The organism is Halanaerobium sp. DL-01, assembly GCF_003338615.1.
Taxonomy (GTDB): domain Bacteria; phylum Bacillota; class Halanaerobiia; order Halanaerobiales; family Halanaerobiaceae; genus QPJE01.
The window spans coordinates 1-20,259 of the sequence record NZ_QPJN01000035.1; the positions used below are offsets into that span (position 1 = coordinate 1).

A 20,259-nucleotide genomic window follows, 5' to 3' on the forward strand; every position below is an offset into this window, starting at 1 on the left:
AACACCCTGTCACTGTTGACTTCTACATGATACATGCCACAACATAGATAGGACTTTCACCTATTATCAGAATAATTTACGGAGCACACAAAAAACAGAGAGTCGGATAAAAAACCGCCTCTCTGTTCATGTACTGTCCAGAGTTTCGTCCACTCAGATTCTTTGTACCTGAGAGTTTCGGGATTTTCCCTTGCTCCTTCGGCGCCTTTTTAAGGACTCTCACCTGAGTTTCAACCGAGTGTATTCTGTTCATTTCAATTTTATTATAACTTATTATTTAAAATATTGCAAAATTTTCTAAAAATTATTTTTATCACAAAGTTTTTTAATTTTTCATTATTTATCGCTTTTGTTTTTCAGCCAGCCAATATACTTAATTTTTTCTCTATTTTTACACTTCTATGTACTCACTGTTATCAAAAAAATATACCAGCAAGAATAACCGCAACTGCAAGTGAAGGTAGTAAATTACCAGCCTTTATTTTTACAGCACCCAGCATATTTAACCCAATAGCAACAATTAAAAGTCCTCCAGCAGATGTCATTATACGTATCATATCTGCTGTCAGTATTTTTTCTGCATATGAAGCAGCTAGAGTTATGCCGCCCTGATATATTAAAACAGGCAGAGCAGAAAAAGCCACCCCTATTCCGGTTGTAGCTGCAAAAGCAATAGAGGTCGTTCCATCCAGGAGTGATTTTGTAAATAAAATACTGGGATCTCCATTAAGTCCATCCTGAATTGATCCCATAATTGCCATAGCTCCCACACAAAAAATTAAACTTGCCTGCACAAATCCCTGTACAAAAAGATCATCCTTACCACCGAATCGATGTTTTAATTTTTCTCCAAACTGATTAAGTTTATCCTCTAAAGCAAATATTTCTCCAATTATACCCCCGATAACAAGACTAAAAATAACAAGTAAAGTATCTATTGATTTATCTATACTAAAGGCCATTTGAAAACCTATCAAAAGAACAGCCAAACAGATCCCATCTATTACTGTATTCTGGATTTTTTTCGGAAAGCGCCCACGAAATATAATACCTACTGTGCTGCCGGCCAGAATAGCCGCCACATTAACAAGTGTACCTACCATATTAACACCTACCTGCTCACTGCTGTATATTTATACCACTGTTTCTTCTTTTTCATTTACTTTTTTAGGACAGAACATTGTCGTTAATTCTTCTACAAATTCATTTTTGGTCAGAATCATAAGTAGATCTCCATTTTTTATATAAGTATTTCCTCTAGGAACTATGGGCTTTTCTCCCCTTAAGATTGTCACTATTACCGATTCTAAAGGTAGATCCAGTTCCCTAATAAGCATGCCTTTAGCCGGTGCTGTGTCTCTAACAGTTAATCTAATCATCTTCATCTCATCATCTTCATTTAAAAAGTTTTCGTACATTTCTTCAAGAATTTCTTCCTGATCAACCAGTGCTGTTAAAATAGAAGCACTGCTTACTGCAACATTAACTCCAAGCCAGTTAAACAGTTTTTCATTACCGGGATTATTTACAGTTGTCAGCGTACGCTTAATATCAAACTGCCTTTCAGCCAGCTGACAGATAACCATATTATCCTGATCATCTCTGGTAGCTGCCAGAAGAAGATCTGCTTCTTCTGCTCCTGCTTTTTTCAGCACATCTTTTTCTGAACCATCTCCATTTATCACTTCAACTCCATACTGTTTTGAAATTAAATTAGATTTTTCAATATCCTGTTCAACAACCACTACCTGGTGACCTTTATTTATTAGATCTCGACAGAGATATCTGCCCAGCTTACCGCCACCGACAATAATTATAAACATTTTTACACCTCTTTAAAATTATAGTTGATGTTTCATGTGAAACAAAAATCAACTTAGTTTTTTGATTATATTTTTAATTTTATCTATACTATCTATTTCAATCATAAGTAAATTATTCCTTTTTTTCTGCTTTATTTTAACAGTGCTGCCCAGTTTTTCGGAAAGAACCCGGGCAGCTTCCTGCCACTCTTGAGGCAATTTTTCTTTCCTTCTACTTTTTTTCGTAATGGATGGATTTTTTAATTTATCAACATAATTTTCTGTTTCTCTTACAGTTAAATCCTGTATAATTATATTTTCACAGGCAGCAACCTGAGCAGATTCATCATCCAGACCCAGCAGAGCTCTGGCATGTCCAACAGAAATTGTGCCTCGCGAAAGATGGTTTTTAACTTTATCCGCCAGATTTAAAAGCCTAACCATATTAGCAATATTAGAGCGGCTTTTGCCGACTTTTCCCGCCACCTCTTCCTGAGTAAAATTAAATTCATCCAGCATCTGCTTATATGCTTCTGCTTCTTCAATGGGATTTAAATCTTCACGCTGAATATTTTCTATAAGTGCAATTTCTAAAACTTCTTGATCACTGAAATTTTTGACAACAGCAGGTATTTTATCAAGACCTGCTTTTTTGGCAGCTCTCCAGCGCCTTTCACCAGCAACAAGCTGATATTTCTCTGCTTTTATTTTACGAACTGTTACAGGCTGAATAACTCCCTTTTCTTTTATTGATTCACTTAATTCCAGCATGGACTTTTCATCAAAATGTTTTCTAGGCTGATATGGATTTGGCTCTATATTCTCTATAAATATGTTTTCTATACTGCTGGAATCTATATTATCCTGATCATTTATTAAAGCACTCAACCCTTTTCCAAGCCTTTTTTTACTCATTATTGATCACTTCCTCTGCAAGATTTCTATAAGCTTCTGCCCCACTGGAATTGGAACTGTAACTTAATATGGGTTTGCCAAAACTCGGAGCTTCACTGAGCCTTACATTGCGCGGGATTACTGTCTCAAATACCAGATTTGAAAAATAATCTTTTACTTCCTTTATCACCTGCTGTGAAAGATTAGTTCTAGCATCATACATTGTCATTACAACACCTTCGATTCTCAAATCAGAATTTAAATTTTTCCGCACAAGTTCAACAGTCTGCATAAGCTGACCTAATCCTTCCAGTGCATAATATTCACACTGAATAGGTACCATAATACTATCTGCAGCTGTAAGTGCATTTAAAGTAAGCAGACCAAGAGATGGTGGGCAGTCAATTATTATATAATCATAATGGTCAACAATAGGCTTTATGACATTTTTTAACTTACTTTCCCGGGAAATAATTGAAACTAATTCTATTTCCGCACCTGCCAGTTCAATATTCGCAGGAATTATATGTAGATTTTCTGTTTCAGTTTTTACAACAGCCTTTTCTGCAGGTACATCTTCTATTAAAACATTATAAGTAGTAAGCTCAGCAGTACTTTTTTCTATACCTACCCCACTTGTTGCATTACCTTGAGGATCAATATCTATCAGCAGTACTTTACAGCCATTTTCGGCAAGACAAGCTCCCAGATTAACAGCTGTTGTACTTTTCCCTACCCCACCTTTTTGATTAACAATAGCTATTTTTTTGCCCATTATTACACCTCTTTCAAAACAGCATCTGCTTTATTTTTTCTGCAATTTTATATTAAATTCTATACAATCTTCATTTTCTTTTTTATCAACATTAATATTTATTCCAGAATCTTTTATTTCCGAAATAGTTTTTTCCAGTGAATTTACAAAAATTCTTAAATCGGAATATACTCTTTTTATATTCTTTTTTCTTTCTGTTTTATCTTTTTTTAGATGATCTTTAATTAACCGCTCTGTTTCTCTTACTGTCAGCTCTTTTTTTGTGACTACCTTTAAAATAGATAGCTGTTCTTTTTCTGATTCAAGTTTTAATAAAGCTCTAGCATGACGTTCACTTAAAAAAGGAATCTTCATCTTTTCCCTAACAGATTCTGGCAAATTGAGCAGCCTTACTTTATTTGCAACTGTAGACTGACTTTTCCCAACTTTATCAGCCAGCTCCTGCTGTGTTAAATTAAATTCATCAAGCAAACGGGCATAAGCTGAAGCCTCTTCCATAAAATTCAAATCTTTTCTCTGGAGATTTTCCACAAGAGCAATTTCTGCCATCTCCTGATCGGTAAAATCTCTAATTACAGCGGGAATCTCTTTTTTACCCGCTTTAACGGCAGCTCTCAACCTTCTTTCTCCAGCTATAAGCTGATATTTTTCTTTTGTTTTTCTCACTGTTATCGGCTGAATAATTCCGTAGCTGTCAATGGAAGCCGCCAGTTCAAAAATCTCATCTTCATCAAAATCTGTTCTCGGCTGAAAAGGATTTGTTTCTATTTCATCTACAGAAATTTTTGTAATATTTTCTTGAACATCATCTCTGCTTAAAAAAGGGATTTTCATATGACTTTACCTCCCGTCTGCTCCAATTATATTATTCTTTACTGTAGTTTAAAATCCTTCTTTTTTATAAAGGGCGTTTTTTTGGAATACCAGCTCTACGCGGATATTTTTTATCAGTAATCCCTATTTTTTTTGCTGCAATAATGTATCTTCCTGCAGATAAACCAGGTACATTAACCTCTAATATTTTTTCTATTTTTCCCCCTAAAGTTTTTAATGCATTATCAGCTTTATTAATTTCTTTTTTATAATCAGGACCTTTGTATAAATATCCATATCCACCTTTTCTAACAAAAGGAAGTACATATTCCAGCAAAATATTCAGTGGAGCAACAGCTCTGGAAGTAACAAAATCAAATGATTCTCTCCAGCCTTCAATGTCTGCTAAGTCTTCAGCTCTACCGTGAGTTGCTTCAACTCCACTAATATTCAGCCTGTAAATGAGCTGATTTAAAAAATTGGCCTTTTTGCTGGATGAATCAATCAAATAAAATCCATCTCCCGGCAAAAATAATTTTAAAACCAGGCCGGGAAATCCGGCACCTGTCCCTATATCAAGCCAGCGGTGTTTTTCTTCCGTATTAATATGAGGAAGCAGAGCCAGTGAATCTAAAAAATGTTTTTTTATTACTGCATCTGCTTCTGTGATTGAAGTAAGATTGTATTTTTTGTTTTCAGTTTTTAGAAAATTATAATATACCCACAGCTGTTCCAGCTGTTCTTTACTGTAATATAAATTTAAATTTTCGAGTCCACCTCGTACTTTGTCTATAAATTTTTCTTTAGTTATCTCCATCATCACTGCTCCTGTTCCGATTAAACTGTTCTAAATATATCATAAGAACCGAAATATCTGCTGGAGAAACTCCAGAAATTCTCGAAGCCTGACCTATTGATAGCGGCTTTACTTTATTTAGTTTTTCTCTTGCTTCAAGACGCAAATTGTCCAGACTGCTGTAATCTATATCTTCAGGAATTTTTTTCTCTTCCATTTTTCTGAACTGCTCAACCTGAGAAAGCTGTCTATCTATATAACCTTTATATTTGACCTGAATTTCTATCTGTTCTATTACACTGTCCGGAATTTCCGGCAGATCATCTGTAAATTCACGCAGATCTTCATAAGATATTTCCGGCCTCCTCAGCAGTGCTGACAGTTTTACAGGTTTACTCAAATTACCACTTCCAATTTTTTTTAGTTTTTCTAAAACTTCAGGTGTTGGATTAACCTGGTTGCTTTCATCACGAAGATATGACAGAATTTCTTCTATTTTGTGCAGTTTTTCTTTAAATTTCTGATATCTTTTTTCTGATATAAGCCCCACTTCATAACCCAGAGGTATCAGCCTCTGATCAGCATTATCCTGGCGCAAAAGAAGTCTATATTCTGCACGCGAAGTCATAATACGATAGGGTTCAGGAGTTCCTTTAGTTACAAGATCATCTATTAAAACCCCTATATAGGCTTGTGACCTTTTTAATATAATTGATTCCTTTTTCTGAAGACTTAAAGCTGCATTTATTCCAGCTATTAATCCCTGTCCAGCTGCTTCTTCATATCCTGAAGTCCCATTTATTTGCCCTGCTGCATATAAACCATTTATTTTTTTTAGTTCAAGATCAAGTTTTAACTCTTCTGGATCCAGACAGTCATATTCTATTGCATATCCAGGTCTCATAATTTCTGCCTTTTCCATCCCCGGAATTGTTCTAATCATTTCTATCTGAACATCATGAGGTAGACTTGTGGACAAACCAGAAATATAGTATTCATCAGTTCCCAGTCCTTCTGGTTCTATAAAAAGCTGATGCCTCCTCTTATCGGGAAAACGCACCACTTTATCTTCTATTGAAGGGCAGTACCTGGGGCCCACTCCTTCTATAACCCCACTAAACAAGGGAGTTCTCATTTTATTTTTCTTAATAATTTCATGTGTTGCTTCTGTTGTATATGTTAAATAACACATCACCTGTTCTCCGGTTAAAGGATCTGATTTGAATGAAAAAGAAAGACCTTCCTCACCACACTGGGGAGTCATTTTGCTAAAATCAAGTGATCTTTTGCTAACTCTTGCCGGAGTTCCTGTTTTAAACCTTCTAAGAGAAATATTCAGATCTTTTAGATTTTCTGATAATTTATTGGCAGGATACTGCTGATTTGGTCCTGCATTAAATTTAGCATCACCTATAATAATTCTTCCTTTAAGAAAGGTTCCAGTTGTAAGTATAACTTTTTTTCCAGCAAAAAAGATTCCCGTTTTAGTTATAACACCTTTTACTTTTCCATCTTCTACAACTATTTGTTCTGCGATCTGCTGTTTTAAATCTAGATTGTCCTGATTTTCCAGCACCTGTTTCATGCGCAGATGATATGCTTTTTTATCAGCCTGTCCCCTGAGTCCATGTACAGCAGGTCCTTTACTTGTATTAAGCATTCTTATTTGAATCATAGTTTCATCCATATTTTTAGCCATTTCTCCACCTAAAGCATCTATTTCTCTAACAATATGTGACTTTCCAGGCCCACCCAAAGAGGGATTACAGGGCATAAAAGCAACATGATCTAAATTCACTGTTAATGTCAGGGTTTTAAATCCCATTCTGGCTGGAGCAAGAGATGCTTCACAGCCTGCATGACCGGCACCAATTACTATTACATCATATTCAGTTGGGTATTTATGATAATCCATTGAAGTTCTCCTTTCTTTATTTGCCAAGACAAAAATCTTCAAAAATTCTATCAATAATATCTTCAGCTACTGTTTCTCCAGTAATTTCTCCCAGAGCATTAAGACAATCTTTTAAATCTATTGTTAAAAAATCATAAGGTAAGTTTGTTTCATGTGAAACAATTACTCTTTTTACTGCTGATAATGCTTTTTTTAAAGCATTTTTATGTCTGCTTCTGGTAATAATTAAATCAGCATCTGCTTCTATCTCATCTTTTAGTACCTCATCCATAATTGCATTTTTTAAATTATCCAGCCCTTCTTCTTCCAAAAGAGAAATCCAGAGTAGGTTGTGTTCGCTGAATTCTTTTTCGATATTAATGTGGCTTAATTTTGGATTTAAATCTGTTTTATTTACAATTACTATAACCGGCTTTTCTTTTACAAGTTTATATATTTCTTTATCTTCCCGCGTAAGTCCCTGACTTATATCCAGCATAAAAAGTACAAGGTCTGCTTTAGAAACAGATTGCCGTGTTCTTTCCACTCCTATTTTTTCTACTTCATCTTCAGTTTCTCTTATACCGGCTGTATCAATTATCTTTAAAGGTATTCCTTTTAAATTAACATATTCCTCTATTACATCTCTGGTTGTGCCAGGAACTTCTGTTACAATCGCTCTTTTTTCTTGCAAAAAATAATTGAGTAGACTTGATTTTCCTACATTAGGTTTACCAACAATAACTGTTTTTAAACCTTCTTTATATATTTTCCCCTGCTGACTTGTTGCGAGAAGTTTTTTAATTTCTTCTTTTATATCATCCAGGCGTTCTGCCAGTTTTTCTGAAGAAAAACCTTCTATTTCATCTTCAGGATAATCAATTGCAGCTTCCAGATGTGCTAAAATTTCCACTGCATTTTCTTTTATTTCATCTACCTTTTCCGAAAGTTTTCCATTCAGCTGGTCAACTGCTATATCCATCCCTTTATCTGTTTTGGAATTTATTATTTCAATAATTGCTTCTGCCTGAGCCAGATCTATACGACCATTCAAAAATGCTCTCCGAGAAAATTCTCCCTTTTCAGCAAGTCTGGCACCATTTTCCAGAACCAGATCCAGAACACTTCTCAATGGTGTCATACCACCATGACAGTCAAACTCCAAAACATTTTCTCCTGTAAATGAATGAGGACCCCTCATTAATAAGGCTACTACTTCATCTATAACTTTATTTTTTTTAGGATCTACTACATAACCATAATGAGCAGTATATGTTTTCTGTTCTGAAATTTTTTTATTATTTTTTGCACTTTTGAAAAGAATATCACCTATTTTATAAGCATCAGGACCACTTATGCGTATTTTGCCGGTCCCTCCAGTCCCAAAAGGTGTTGCGATAGCTGTTATAGTATCCTCTCTTAAAATATCCATTTTTACACCTCCTGAATAATTTAACCCAGCAGGAAATATCCCACTGGGTTTGAAATCGAATTCATATCTACAGATCACAATTATTCTTTAATCGGTTCAATCATTACTTTGCGAAACGGTTCTTTTCCTTCACTGTAGGATTTAACTCTGGAATTATCTTTTAATTCCATATGGATAATTCGCCTTTCGTGAGGAGGCATCGGCTCCAGAACTACTTTTCGGCCTTTTTGAACAGCTCTATCAGCCATTTTTCTGGCCAGCCTTTCCAGAGTTTCTTTTCTTCTATCCCTATACCCCTCAGCATCAAGTAAAATTCTATAATATTCCATCATCTCTTTATTAATTACTATAGAACTGATGTATTGAAGTGCATCCAGCGTTTCTCCTCTGTGACCAATTACAAGTCCCAGCTCCTTCGGACTTTTTAGATTATACAAAACCTGTTCATCGTCTGTTTTTTCTTCGACAACCTCTACTTCTACATCTAGATTGGCTTTAGTAAAAAGCTTTTCCAAAAATTTTTTACCTTCCTCAATAGGATTAAACTTTTTGCTGACTTCCACAACAGCATCTTTACCACCAATCAGCCCCAGCAATCCCCTGTTTCCTTCATCAATTACTTTTATTTCTGCTTTTTCTTTAGTAATACCCAGTTCTTTTAAAGCTTTTTCTACTGCTTCATCGACAGTTTTGGCTTTTTTAACAATACTGGTATTATCCATGATTATTCTGCGGCCTCCTTAATTTTACTAGGTTCATTGGCCAAAATATACTGCTGAACTACTGTAAATAATGTAGATGTAAACCAGTATAACAGTACTCCAGCCGGCAGTTGAAATCCAATAAATACGATAAATAGAGGCATAATCCACATCATCATATTACCTTTTTGACCACTGCCTGACATTTTTTGAGTTAAATATGTTTGACCTATCATTACAACAGCATTTAGAATAACAATAGCAACATCTGGTTCAGCTAAAGAACCACTTGTTAAAGTACCTATCCAGAGAAATGTACTACTCTGCATAGTTGGTCCCATAGCTAAAATAGAACGATAAAGTGGTATTAAGATAATAAGCTGCAGAATCATTGGAAGACATCCTGCTGCAGGATTAATATTATGCTTTTTATAAAGATCCATCATCTCTTCCTGCTGCTTTTCTTTATTATCTTTATACTTGTTCTGAATTTTTTTAATTTCAGGTTGCAGTTCCTGCATTTCCTTCATTGATCTGGTCTGTTTTGCAGTTAATGGATAAAGCAATATCTTGATAATTAAAGTAAAAATTATAATTGCCAGACCATAATTGCCTACCAGACTGTGGATAAACACTAGTGCATTTGTCATAAAATCACTTAACCAGCTAAAAATGAACATTAAATAATTTCCTCCTATTCTACCGGATCATATCCTCCTGAGTGAAATGGATGACAGCGCAGAATACGCTTCAATCCCATCCAGCCACCTTTAAGGGCTCCATATTTTAAAACTGCGCGCCTGCTGTACTCTGAACAAGTGGGGTAGTAACGACAGCTTTTAGGAGTCCAGGGAGAGATAACTTTCTGGTAGATATTTATCAGAGTTAACAATATCTTCTGCATAAATCTACCTCCTAATAATATTTTCCCAATTTATTTAATAAGTCCTGATTTTCTATATAAACGGCGCACATCTCTTTTAAGCTGATAAAAATCAAGATCTACAATTGGATTGCGAGCTATAAAAATAATATCATATGCTTTAAAATTATATTGTTTTTCAAATTCTCTAACAATTTCTTTCAGCCTTCTCTTTATTTTGTTCCTAATAACTGCTTTTCCAACTCTTTTGCTGACAGAAAACCCATATCGATTTTTGTCTAATTTTGTCGGAAGACAGTATATAACAAGATTTCTGGTCGCATATGATTTTCCATTTTTATAAACTCTTTTAAACTCTCTATTCTTTTTTAGACTCTCCACTAAAAGACCTCCCAAAAAAACAGTACACAAAAATTCCAATTTATTTTACTTATACATTTAAAATTATATGTTATTTATATAATAGAGTCAAGGATTTTTAACTTATCCACAACTATTACGAAAATTATTTTTGTTGATAAATTGTTGATAATCTGTTATTATTATATTGATTATTTAGAAGAGACCGTTTAACTTTTTTATCAAATTAGTTAACTATCTATTAACAGCCTGTTAATTTTTTAATCCACAAAAACTAAAAAATTTAGTATTTTATCCCTACTTATCCACAAAACGTCTGTTTTTTATCCACAAATTGTTGATAACTGCATTATTTTGTGGATAACTTTTTCTTTTTTATTCACAAATTTTTTTGTTATTTTATTTATAATTATTATTTTCACTATCATAACAAGTACTATATTCATCAAAATTCATGTGGATAACTGCCGTATTTATCCACATGAATGGGGATAACTCTATATTTTATCCACAATTATGGTTATGTTTTTTTAATGATATATTTAATGAACTACAGGAGGTATTTTATGTCTTTTTCGCAAAAAGAACTTGATCACATATGGAAAAAAACTCTTGAAACTATTAAAGGGCAATTAAGTAATCCCAGCTTTAATACCTGGTTCTCGGAAACAAAACCGGTTACTACAACAAATGACAGTCACTTAATATTACAGGTTCCTAATAATTTTATACAGGACTGGATTGAATCTCAATATACAGAGTTAATTGAAGATATTCTGGTTAAACTGACTGGAAATAAATGGTCCCTTATATTATTAACACCAGATGAAGTTAAAGATTTTAAGAAAAATGAAGACAACACTGTTATTTCTGATATTGAATCGGAAAAAAATTCTAAAAATGAATCTGAAACAGGCCCTCAAATTGAACTTCAAAATGGTTTTAATCCCAAATATACTTTTGAAACCTTTGTTGTAGGTAACAGCAATAGATTTGCCCATGCTGCTTCACTGGCTGTGGCTGAAGCACCTGCAAAAGCTTATAATCCTCTCTTTATTTATGGAGATGTAGGACTTGGTAAAACCCACCTTATGCAGGCAATTGCACACTTTATTTTGAAAAATAATCCTGATTATAAAGTAGTATATGTTTCTTCGGAAACATTTACAAATGAATTAATTAACTCTATTAAAGATGACAGAACCGTAGATTTTAGAGATAAATACAGAAATATTGATATTCTTCTGGTAGATGATATTCAATTTTTAGCCGGTAAAGAAAGAACTCAGGAAGAGTTTTTTCATACTTTTAATACATTACATGAATCCAACCGCCAGCTTATTATATCAAGTGATAGACCTCCTAAAGAAATACCTACCCTTGAAGAAAGATTGAGATCCCGCTTTGAATGGGGACTTATTACAGATATTCAAAAACCTGATTTGGAAACAAGAATAGCTATTTTAAGAAAAAAAGCAGATATAGAAAATCTTACAATTCCCAATGAAGTAGTTATTTATATAGCAAATAAAATTCAGTCAAATATTAGGGAATTAGAAGGTGCTCTTATCAAAGTTATTGCCTATTCTTCACTTGTAGACAGGGAAGTAGATGTAGATCTTGCCAGGGAAGCTCTGAAAGATCTGGTTAATAAAAATCAAGAAAAACATATAGAAGTTAATATAGAAAGAATTAAAAAAATAATTACTGAAAATTATAATTTAAAAATGGAAGATATGGAATCTAAAAAAAGAACTCAGAATATTGCCTTTCCCCGACAGATAGCAATGTATCTTTCCAGAGAACTAACCGATTTTTCTCTTCCCCATATAGGAGATGAATTTGGAGGCAGAGATCATACAACTGTTATTCACGCTCATAATAAAATTAAGGAAAAAATGGAAAATGAACTGGATTTTAAAAATAAAATTGATCGTTTGATAGATGAAATTAAACACGGATAAATTATCAACAAAATATGTGGATAGTTATTAAGGTTCCTGTTGATAAATTGTTAATAAATTTAAACTGTTAGTATGTGGATAACTTTGCATCTTATAATCAACATTTTATCTACAGGTATAATTACTAAACTGTAATGCTGTTAAGGGTTTTCCACATATCAACAGCCCCTACTACTATTACTACTAGTTTTATATATAAATTAACTATAATTTAAAAATTTATTTTTGTGGATAACTAAAAACTGGAGGGATTAAATTTGAAATTTAAAGTTAATCAAAAAGATCTTTATAATGGGTTAAATATTGTGCGGCAAGCTGTAGCTACAAGCAAAACTCTTCCAATTCTTACAGGTGTACATATAAAAGCAGTTTCTAATAATGGATTAATTTTGAAAGCAACAGATCTTGAGCTGGGAATAGAATACAGGATAATGGCTGATATAGAAAAAGAAGGATCAATTGTACTGCCGGCAAGTCAGCTGTTAAATATTGTTAGAGAATTACCTGATGAAGAAATTTATTTTAATTTAAACAAAGATAAATGGCAGGCAGAAATTAAGTGTTTAAGTTCTTTATTTAAAATTAATGGTTATGATCCGGATGAATTTCCTAATTTACCTGAAGTAAATAAAAATGCAGAATTTAATTTTCCTGCTGTTAAATTAAAAAATATGATAGAAAAGGTAATAATTTCTACTTCAAGTGATGAAACACAGCCAGTTTTAACTGGTGCTTTATTTGTTATAAAGCCGGAAGAAGTAAGAATGATATCTACAAATACATATAGATTATCCTATATTGAAGCAGATATGAAGACAAATATAGACAAAAATGTTGAGGTTATTCTTCCAGGCAGTACACTTCAGGAATTAAACAGCCTGCTAAAAGAAGAAGGTTCTGCTGAAATTGTGATAGACGAAAATTATGTTAAATTTAAATTTAATGGAATTGTATTTATATCTAGATTAATCGAAGGTGAATTTCCAAATTATGAATTAGTTATACCTGATGAATTTAATTCTGAGTTTTATGCAGATTTATCCAGACTTTATAAAGCTGTAAAAAGAGCCTCTTTAATTGCAAGACTGGATGCAAATATAATAAAATTGAAGGCAGTTAATAATATGCTGGAAATTGATTCCATTGAAGGAAGTTCTGGATATGCACATGAAGAAGTAAAAATAGAAATGAATGGAAATGAACAAAATATAAATATAGATGCTGGATATTTACTTGATGTTCTAAAAGTATTAGATGAAGAAGAGGTTAAGTTTGAAATGATCGGACCACTTAATCCTCTGGTTATAAAATCTGAACAGGATAAATTTATTTATTTAATTATGCCTGTTAGGTCACAGTCTTAAAGGGGTGATATTCGTGGAAAGGGTAAAAATAAATACTGAATCGATTAAACTGGATCAGTTTTTGAAATGGTCTAATATAGTTATGACAGGTGGAGAAGCTAAAAACTTTATTCAGGCAGGAGAAATTGAGGTTAATGGAGAAATAGAAAAGAAGAGAGGTAGAACTTTAGTACCTGGTGATGAAGTTACTTTTTTACCTGATGAAAAAAAATTTTTAGTGAGTAGAGGCTAAACATGTATCTAAAAAAAATTCTCTGCCGTCATTTTAGAAATTTTGATGAGTTAATACTTGATTTAAATCCAAATTTAAATATATTTCTTGGAGCCAATGGGCAGGGAAAAACAAATTTTCTTGAAGCAATATATATTCTGGCAGCTGCAGATTCTCACAGAACAAATGTGAATTCTGAGATGATTAAATGGGAATATAATCAGGCACTTGTTCAGGCAATTTTAAGTAAAAGAGATGGGAAAATAAAGCTGGCAATGCGGCTTGACAGCAGTGGAAGAAAAGTTGAATTAAATGATAATCCACTTTCTAAAATAAATGAAATTATGGGTTATCTTAATGTTGTTCTTTTTTCTCCAGAAGATTTAAAAATTGTTAAAGAAGGCCCTTCACACAGAAGAAATTTTATTGATTTGGAGATTTCTCAGGTAAGCAGATATTATCATCATCTTATGGGAAAATATAATCATATATTAAAGCAGAGAAATAATTTGTTAAAATCTATTCAAAATAAAAATCAATCTTCAGAAGGAGATATGCTTTCAATCTGGGACAGTCAACTTTCTGAAATTGGAAGTAAAATTATTCTCAAAAGGTTAGAAGTTATTGATAAACTAAAAATTCTGGCACGGCTTGCTCAAAGGCAGATCACTAAGGGAAGTGAAGATTTAAAATTAGAATATGATATTAGTTTGAAAGGGTTTTCTAGAAAACTTGGAGAAGCAGAATTAAAAAAACTTTTTGCAGAAAATTTATTAAAAAATAGAGAACAGGAGATAAATAGAGGTTATACAGTAGTAGGTCCACACAGAGATGATCTTATTCTAAAATTAAATGAAAAAGAATTGAGAAAATATGGTTCACAGGGACAGCAGAGGACTGCCGCGCTGTCCTTAAAACTAGCAGAACTGGAATTTATGAAATCTGAAACAGGTGAATATCCGGTTTTGCTGCTTGATGATGTATTTTCTGAACTTGATAGTTCCAGAAGAGAAACACTGCTTAAAGTTATAGCAGATAATATACAAACTATTATTACAGCAACAGATGAAGAAAATTTATCAGGTTTGCGTAATAACTCCTATAATATTTATGAAGTTAATCAGGGGAGAATTACAGAAAGAAGGTGAATTTATCACATGTTTTTACATCTTGGTGGTGGTAATATGATTTTATCAGAAGAAGTAGTACTAATTGGTGATTTAGAAAAAACAACTACTTCAGATATTACAAAAGAATTTATGCATATTTCTGATGAAGAAGGATTTATTGTTGATTATTCGGGGGGGAATCCCCGTTCTTTTGTGTTGACTGGAGAGACTATTTATCTTTCAATGATCTCATCTAAAACACTAGCAAGCAGGGTAGATAAGTTTATTGAAGAAAATGGGGGATATTGATGGATATTAATGAGAAAAGAACATATGAAGCTGAAAATATTCAGGTATTAGAAGGTCTGGAAGCTGTTAGGAAAAGACCCGGTATGTATATTGGTTCTACCAGCAGTGAAGGACTTCATCACCTGGTATATGAGGTTATAGATAACAGTATAGATGAAGCAATGGCAGGTTACTGCAGTGAAATTGAAGTCGAAATTAAACCAGGAAATATTGTTAAGGTTAGAGATGATGGACGGGGAATTCCTGTTGAAATTCATCCTCAGGTTGATAAACCTGCGGTTGAAGTGGTTATGACTACCCTTCATGCTGGAGGAAAATTTGGCGGAGAAGGATATAAGGTTTCTGGAGGTCTGCACGGTGTTGGTGTTTCAGTTGTAAATGCATTATCTGAATGGATGGAGATAGAGATTTCCTGGAAAGATGGAAAAGTTTATAAACAAAAGTATGAAAGAGGTATTCCTGTTTATGATCTTCAGACAATTGGAAGTTGTGACAGCAGCTGTACAGGTACAATGATAGAATTTAAGCCTGATCCAGAAATTTTTGAGGAAATAGAGTTTAACTACAGGGTGTTGGCCCAGCGTTTAAAAGAAATGGCCTTTTTAAATAAAGGTGTTAAAATAAGAATTACAGATTCCAGAGCAGAAGAAGTTAAAGAAGATGAGTTCTGCTATAATGGTGGTTTAATTTCTTTTGTTAAATATTTAAATAAAAATAAAAAAACTCTTTTTACAGATCCTATATATATTGAAGAAGAAGGAGAAGAATGTTCTTTAGAAGTTGCAATACAATATCATAATGGATATAATAGTTCTATTTATACTTTTGCAAATAATATTAATACAAAAGAGGGTGGAACACATTTAAGTGGATTTAAATCTGCTCTGACCAGAACAGTTAATGACTATGCTCGAAGTAAAGAAATTTTAAAAGAAAATGATGATAATCTAAAAGGTGAGGATATTAGAGAAGGTATAACAGCAATTATAAGTGTTAAATTAGCTGATCCTCAGTTTGAAGGGCAGACTAAAACCAAGCTTGGAAATAGTGAAATTAGAGGTTTTGTGGATTCTGCTGTTTCAGGTTTTTTAAAGACATTTTTAGAAGAAAATCCAAAAATTGCTAAAATAATTATAAATAAAGCTCAGAATGCTGCTCAGGCTAGAAAAGCAGCACGCAAAGCACGAGATTTGACGAGAAGAAAAACAGCTTTAACTTCTACAGCACTCCCCGGTAAACTGGCAGATTGTTCACGGCGTAAAGCTGATGATACTGAAGTATATATAGTTGAGGGTGATTCTGCAGGTGGATCTGCCAAACAGGGAAGAGATAGAGAATTTCAGGCTATATTACCATTAAAGGGAAAAATTCTAAATGTTGAAAAATCACGGCTAAATAAAATTTTAAATAATGATGAAATTAGAGCTCTTATTACTGCAATTGGTACAGGTGTAGGAGAGGAGTTTGATTTAGATAATTTACGTTATGATAGAATAATAATTATGACTGATGCAGATGTTGATGGTGCTCATATTAGGACTTTATTACTTACTTTTTTCTACCGTTATATGAGGCCGCTATTAGAAAATGGCAATATATACATAGCACAGCCACCTTTATATAAAGTTAAAAAGGGTAGAAGGGAAGAATATGTGTATAATGATAAATCTTTACAGGAACTTCTTGATGATATGGGAAGAGATAGAATTTCCCTGCAGAGATATAAAGGTCTTGGTGAGATGAATCCTGATCAGTTATGGGATACAACTATGAATCCCCAAAATAGAATACTGCTCCAGGTTAGTATTGAAGATGCTATTATAGCTGATGAGACTTTTTCTATTCTTATGGGAGATAAAGTAGCTCCAAGACGTGAATTTATTCAAGAACATGCCCGTGAAGTAAAAAATCTGGATATTTAATTTTACTAAAAGATAAAGGCTGGTGAAAGATTTTGGAACAAAAAGCAGCAAGAGTAAAGAAAATTGATATAGATGAGGAAATGCGAACATCTTATCTTGATTATTCTATGAGTGTAATTGTGGGGAGAGCTCTCCCTGATGTTAGAGATGGATTAAAGCCTGTTCACAGGAGAATATTATTTGCATTAAATGATCTGGGAATGACTTCAAATAAACCGCATAAAAAGTCTGCACGTATAGTTGGAGAAGTACTTGGTAAGTATCATCCACATGGAGATACAGCCGTATATGATACTATGGTTAGAATGGCTCAAAATTTTTCTTACAGGTATCCTCTGGTTGATGGACATGGTAATTTTGGTTCTATCGATGGTGATTCTGCAGCCGCTATGCGTTATACTGAGGCCAGGATGGCTTCTATTACTTCAGAACTATTAACTGATATTAATAAAAATACTGTAAATTTTATACCAAATTTTGATGAATCATTGGAAGAGCCTAAAGTTTTACCAGCAAGATTTCCAAATTTACTTGTTAATGGAGCTTCCGGTATTGCAGTAGGTATGTCAACAAGTATTCCACCACATAATCTTGGTGAAGTTATAGATGGAGTAATTAAAATAATAGAAAATCCTGATATTTCTGTAAAAGAATTGATGAAAATTATTAAAGGACCTGATTTTCCAACAGGTGGACAGATTATGGGGAAAGGAAGTATCTATAAAGCTTATAAAAATGGGCGCGGTAAATTAACTGTTAGGGCAAAAACGAGAGTTGAAGATATGTCAGCTAATAGAAAACAGATTATTGTAGATGAACTTCCCTATCAGGTAAATAAAGCTCGTTTGATCAAAAAAATTGCAGATCTTGTAAAAAATGAAAAAATTGATGCTATTTCAGATATAAGAGATGAATCTGATAGAGATGGAATGAGGATAGTAATTGAACTTAAAAAAGAAGCTACTCCGGAAGTTGTATTAAATCAGCTTTATAAACATTCCAGACTTCAGGTTACTTTTAGTGTAATAATGATTGCTCTGGTGGATAATGAACCAAAAGTATTATCTTTAAAAGATATACTTGAACATTATATTGAACATCAAAAAGAGGTAGTCAGAAGAAGAACCCAATACGATCTTGATAAAGCTTTAGATAGAGCACATATATTAGAAGGGTATAGGATAGCTTTAGCAAATATAGATGAAATTGTAGAAATGATAAAAAATGCTGAAGATGTAAATAATGCCCGTATTAATTTAATGGAAAATTATAATTTATCAGAGACCCAGGCAGATGCTATACTGAGAATGAGGCTGCAGAGTTTGACAGGTTTAGAAAGAGATAAAATTGAAGAAGAATATGCTGATTTACAGAAAAAAATAGCATATTATCGTTCCATACTTACAGATGAAGAAAAATTGCTTGAAATTATTAAAGAAGAAATACTAGAAATTAAGAAAAAATATAATGATGACAGAAGAACTTCTATTCATGAGAGAGTCACAGATCTTGAAATAGAAGATTTAATTGAAGAAGAAAATATTGTAATAACTATGACACACCAGGGTTATATAAAGAGAATGCCTGTTGACAGCTACAGAAGCCAGCGCAGGGGTGGAAAAGGAGTAATAGGTATAAATACAAAAGAAGGAGATTTTGTAGAAAATATATTTACCACTACAACACACTATAAGTTTTTATTTTTTACTAACCAGGGTAGAGTTTATAGAATGAAAGGTTTTGAAATACCCGAAGCAGGCAGGCAGGCCAGAGGTACTGCTATAGTCAATCTGCTGGAATTACAGGAAGATGAAAGAGTTACTGCTGTTATACCAATTAAAAAATTTCCTGAAGATGGTTATCTTATAATGGCCACTAAAAATGGAATTATAAAAAAGACATCTTTAGAAGAATATGATACCAATTATACTGGATTGATAGGTATTAATTTAAGAGAAGATGATGAATTAATTGGTGTAAAATATACAGATGGTAAAGAAAAAATTATTTTAATAACTCATAATGGTAAAGCTATTCATTTTAGTGAAGAAGATGTTCGTCCGGTTGGAAGAAATTCTTTTGGTGTAAAAGGTATAGATTTAGATGAAGATGATTATGTAATAAATTTAGGTTTGGATTCTGCTGGAGAAGAAGTTTTAATTATTACTGAAAATGGTTTTGGAAAGAGAACTAAATTGGATGAATATCGATTACAGAGCAGAAGTGGAAAAGGTCTTATAACTGCAAAAATAACAGAGAAAAATGGTAAATTAGCAGATGCAAAAATAGTGGATAAAGATATGGAATTAATGATTATTACTTTACAGGGAATAGTTATTAGAGTTAATGTCAATGAAATATCTACTACTGGAAGAAATACTATGGGTGTTAAGATAATTGATGTAAAAGAAGGAGATAAAGTAGTATCTGTTGCAAAAATAGAGCCAGAAAATGAATTAAGTGAAGATAATGAAGATGGTAATTCTGATATTAAATTACAGAAAAAGGATAAAGATAAAAAAGAAAAAAATGTAGAAGAATAATATAATATGATTAAAAATATAGCTTAATAATTAGATTTAATTATAGTTCTCTTGGAGTTTTAATTTTAAACTTTAAGAGAACTAATTTTCCTTGACAAATATAATAAGTATTGATAAGATAGCAATCGTTGCACTAAAAAGTGCATTTTTTAAAGATCATTTTTTACAAAGAGAATATAAAAAAATCTATAAAAAAGTTTTTTAAAAAGTTCTTGACAAAGTTTAGTGATATTGATATGATATTAAATGTCGCCGAGAAAAACAGGTGACAAAAAAGGACTCAATGTCCTAGCAAGGCACCATCCATTTTGTACTATAGAAGAAGGTGCGCGACGGACTCAATGTCCTAGCAAGGTACCATCCATTTTGTACTATAGAAGAAGGTGCGCGACGGACTCAATGTCCTAGCAAGGCACCATCCATTTTGTACTATAGAAGAAGGTGCGCGACGGACTCAATGTCCTAGCAAGGCACCATCCATTTTGTA

Annotated in this window: 19 protein-coding genes and 1 riboswitch; of the genes, 7 read left to right on the forward strand and 12 right to left on the reverse strand. The window is 33.0% G+C overall.

What is annotated here, in order from left to right:
- Positions 1-146: 146 nt before the first annotated feature.
- A riboswitch (glycine riboswitch) is annotated at positions 147-234 on the reverse strand.
- A 182-nt stretch (positions 235-416) separates the two neighbouring features.
- The 12 genes from DER71_RS10245 to rnpA form a co-directional block, all read right to left on the reverse strand.
- Positions 417-1,103, reverse strand: coding sequence for a DUF554 domain-containing protein (locus DER71_RS10245; RefSeq protein WP_114458802.1), 687 nt, complete (start codon positions 1,101-1,103; stop codon positions 417-419).
- Positions 1,104-1,133: 30 nt separating this feature from the next.
- The gene (locus tag DER71_RS10250) at positions 1,134-1,823 is read right to left on the reverse strand and encodes an NAD-binding protein (protein ID WP_114458803.1); all 690 of its coding nucleotides are present in this window, start codon (positions 1,821-1,823) and stop codon (positions 1,134-1,136) included.
- A 48-nt stretch (positions 1,824-1,871) separates the two neighbouring features.
- Positions 1,872-2,720, reverse strand: a complete 849-nt coding sequence (locus tag DER71_RS10255) for a ParB/RepB/Spo0J family partition protein (protein ID WP_114458804.1) — start codon at positions 2,718-2,720, stop codon at positions 1,872-1,874.
- Complete coding sequence (locus tag DER71_RS10260; RefSeq protein ID WP_114458805.1) at positions 2,710-3,471, reverse strand: ParA family protein; 762 nt, start codon at positions 3,469-3,471, stop codon at positions 2,710-2,712. Before DER71_RS10260 ends, DER71_RS10255 begins: the two co-directional genes overlap by 11 nt.
- Before the next feature lie 30 nt (positions 3,472-3,501).
- Positions 3,502-4,305 carry a nucleoid occlusion protein gene (gene noc, locus DER71_RS10265; protein WP_114458806.1) on the reverse strand — a complete coding sequence of 268 codons (804 nt, stop codon included), beginning with the start codon at positions 4,303-4,305 and terminating at the stop codon, positions 3,502-3,504.
- Positions 4,306-4,369: 64 nt separating this feature from the next.
- On the reverse strand, positions 4,370-5,101 hold the full coding sequence (gene rsmG / locus DER71_RS10270) for a 16S rRNA (guanine(527)-N(7))-methyltransferase RsmG (protein ID WP_114458807.1): 732 nt from the start codon (positions 5,099-5,101) through the stop codon (positions 4,370-4,372).
- On the reverse strand, positions 5,088-6,995 hold the full coding sequence (gene mnmG / locus DER71_RS10275; protein WP_114474619.1) for a tRNA uridine-5-carboxymethylaminomethyl(34) synthesis enzyme MnmG: 1,908 nt from the start codon (positions 6,993-6,995) through the stop codon (positions 5,088-5,090). Before mnmG ends, rsmG begins: the two co-directional genes overlap by 14 nt.
- Positions 6,996-7,011: 16 nt before the next feature.
- On the reverse strand, positions 7,012-8,406 hold the full coding sequence (gene mnmE / locus DER71_RS10280) for a tRNA uridine-5-carboxymethylaminomethyl(34) synthesis GTPase MnmE (RefSeq protein ID WP_114458808.1): 1,395 nt from the start codon (positions 8,404-8,406) through the stop codon (positions 7,012-7,014).
- Positions 8,407-8,486: 80 nt separating this feature from the next.
- A complete protein-coding gene (jag, locus tag DER71_RS10285; RefSeq protein WP_114458809.1) occupies positions 8,487-9,128 on the reverse strand; it encodes an RNA-binding cell elongation regulator Jag/EloR in 642 nt (213 codons plus the stop codon).
- Positions 9,129-9,130: 2 nt separating this feature from the next.
- Positions 9,131-9,787 (reverse strand): YidC/Oxa1 family membrane protein insertase, encoded by a 657-nt coding sequence (locus DER71_RS10290; RefSeq protein ID WP_233487051.1) that lies wholly within the window; start codon positions 9,785-9,787, stop codon positions 9,131-9,133.
- A 14-nt stretch (positions 9,788-9,801) separates the two neighbouring features.
- Positions 9,802-10,011 (reverse strand): membrane protein insertion efficiency factor YidD, encoded by a 210-nt coding sequence (gene yidD / locus DER71_RS10295; RefSeq protein ID WP_114458810.1) that lies wholly within the window; start codon positions 10,009-10,011, stop codon positions 9,802-9,804.
- A gap of 30 nt (positions 10,012-10,041) precedes the next feature.
- Positions 10,042-10,371, reverse strand: a complete 330-nt coding sequence (gene rnpA / locus DER71_RS10300) for a ribonuclease P protein component (protein WP_114458811.1) — start codon at positions 10,369-10,371, stop codon at positions 10,042-10,044.
- 545 nt (positions 10,372-10,916) lie between these two features.
- Between rnpA and dnaA the strand changes: the two genes are divergently transcribed.
- From dnaA to gyrA, 7 genes are all read left to right on the forward strand, one after another.
- A complete protein-coding gene (dnaA, locus tag DER71_RS10305) occupies positions 10,917-12,314 on the forward strand; it encodes a chromosomal replication initiator protein DnaA (RefSeq protein ID WP_114458812.1) in 1,398 nt (465 codons plus the stop codon).
- Positions 12,315-12,571: 257 nt separating this feature from the next.
- Positions 12,572-13,678 carry a DNA polymerase III subunit beta gene (dnaN, locus tag DER71_RS10310; RefSeq protein WP_114458813.1) on the forward strand — a complete coding sequence of 369 codons (1,107 nt, stop codon included), beginning with the start codon at positions 12,572-12,574 and terminating at the stop codon, positions 13,676-13,678.
- A gap of 13 nt (positions 13,679-13,691) precedes the next feature.
- Positions 13,692-13,910 (forward strand): RNA-binding S4 domain-containing protein, encoded by a 219-nt coding sequence (locus DER71_RS10315; protein WP_114458814.1) that lies wholly within the window; start codon positions 13,692-13,694, stop codon positions 13,908-13,910.
- A gap of 2 nt (positions 13,911-13,912) precedes the next feature.
- Entirely contained in the window at positions 13,913-15,037 is a 1,125-nt protein-coding gene (gene recF, locus DER71_RS10320; RefSeq protein WP_114458815.1) for a DNA replication/repair protein RecF, read from the forward strand.
- Positions 15,038-15,046: 9 nt separating this feature from the next.
- Positions 15,047-15,307 (forward strand): extracellular matrix regulator RemB, encoded by a 261-nt coding sequence (gene remB / locus DER71_RS10325; RefSeq protein WP_114458816.1) that lies wholly within the window; start codon positions 15,047-15,049, stop codon positions 15,305-15,307.
- A gap of 5 nt (positions 15,308-15,312) precedes the next feature.
- On the forward strand, positions 15,313-17,229 hold the full coding sequence (gene gyrB, locus DER71_RS10330) for a DNA topoisomerase (ATP-hydrolyzing) subunit B (RefSeq protein ID WP_369834970.1): 1,917 nt from the start codon (positions 15,313-15,315) through the stop codon (positions 17,227-17,229).
- A gap of 80 nt (positions 17,230-17,309) precedes the next feature.
- The gene (gene gyrA, locus DER71_RS10335) at positions 17,310-19,772 is read left to right on the forward strand and encodes a DNA gyrase subunit A (RefSeq protein ID WP_233487052.1); all 2,463 of its coding nucleotides are present in this window, start codon (positions 17,310-17,312) and stop codon (positions 19,770-19,772) included.
- The last annotated feature ends 487 nt before the right edge of the window (positions 19,773-20,259 follow it).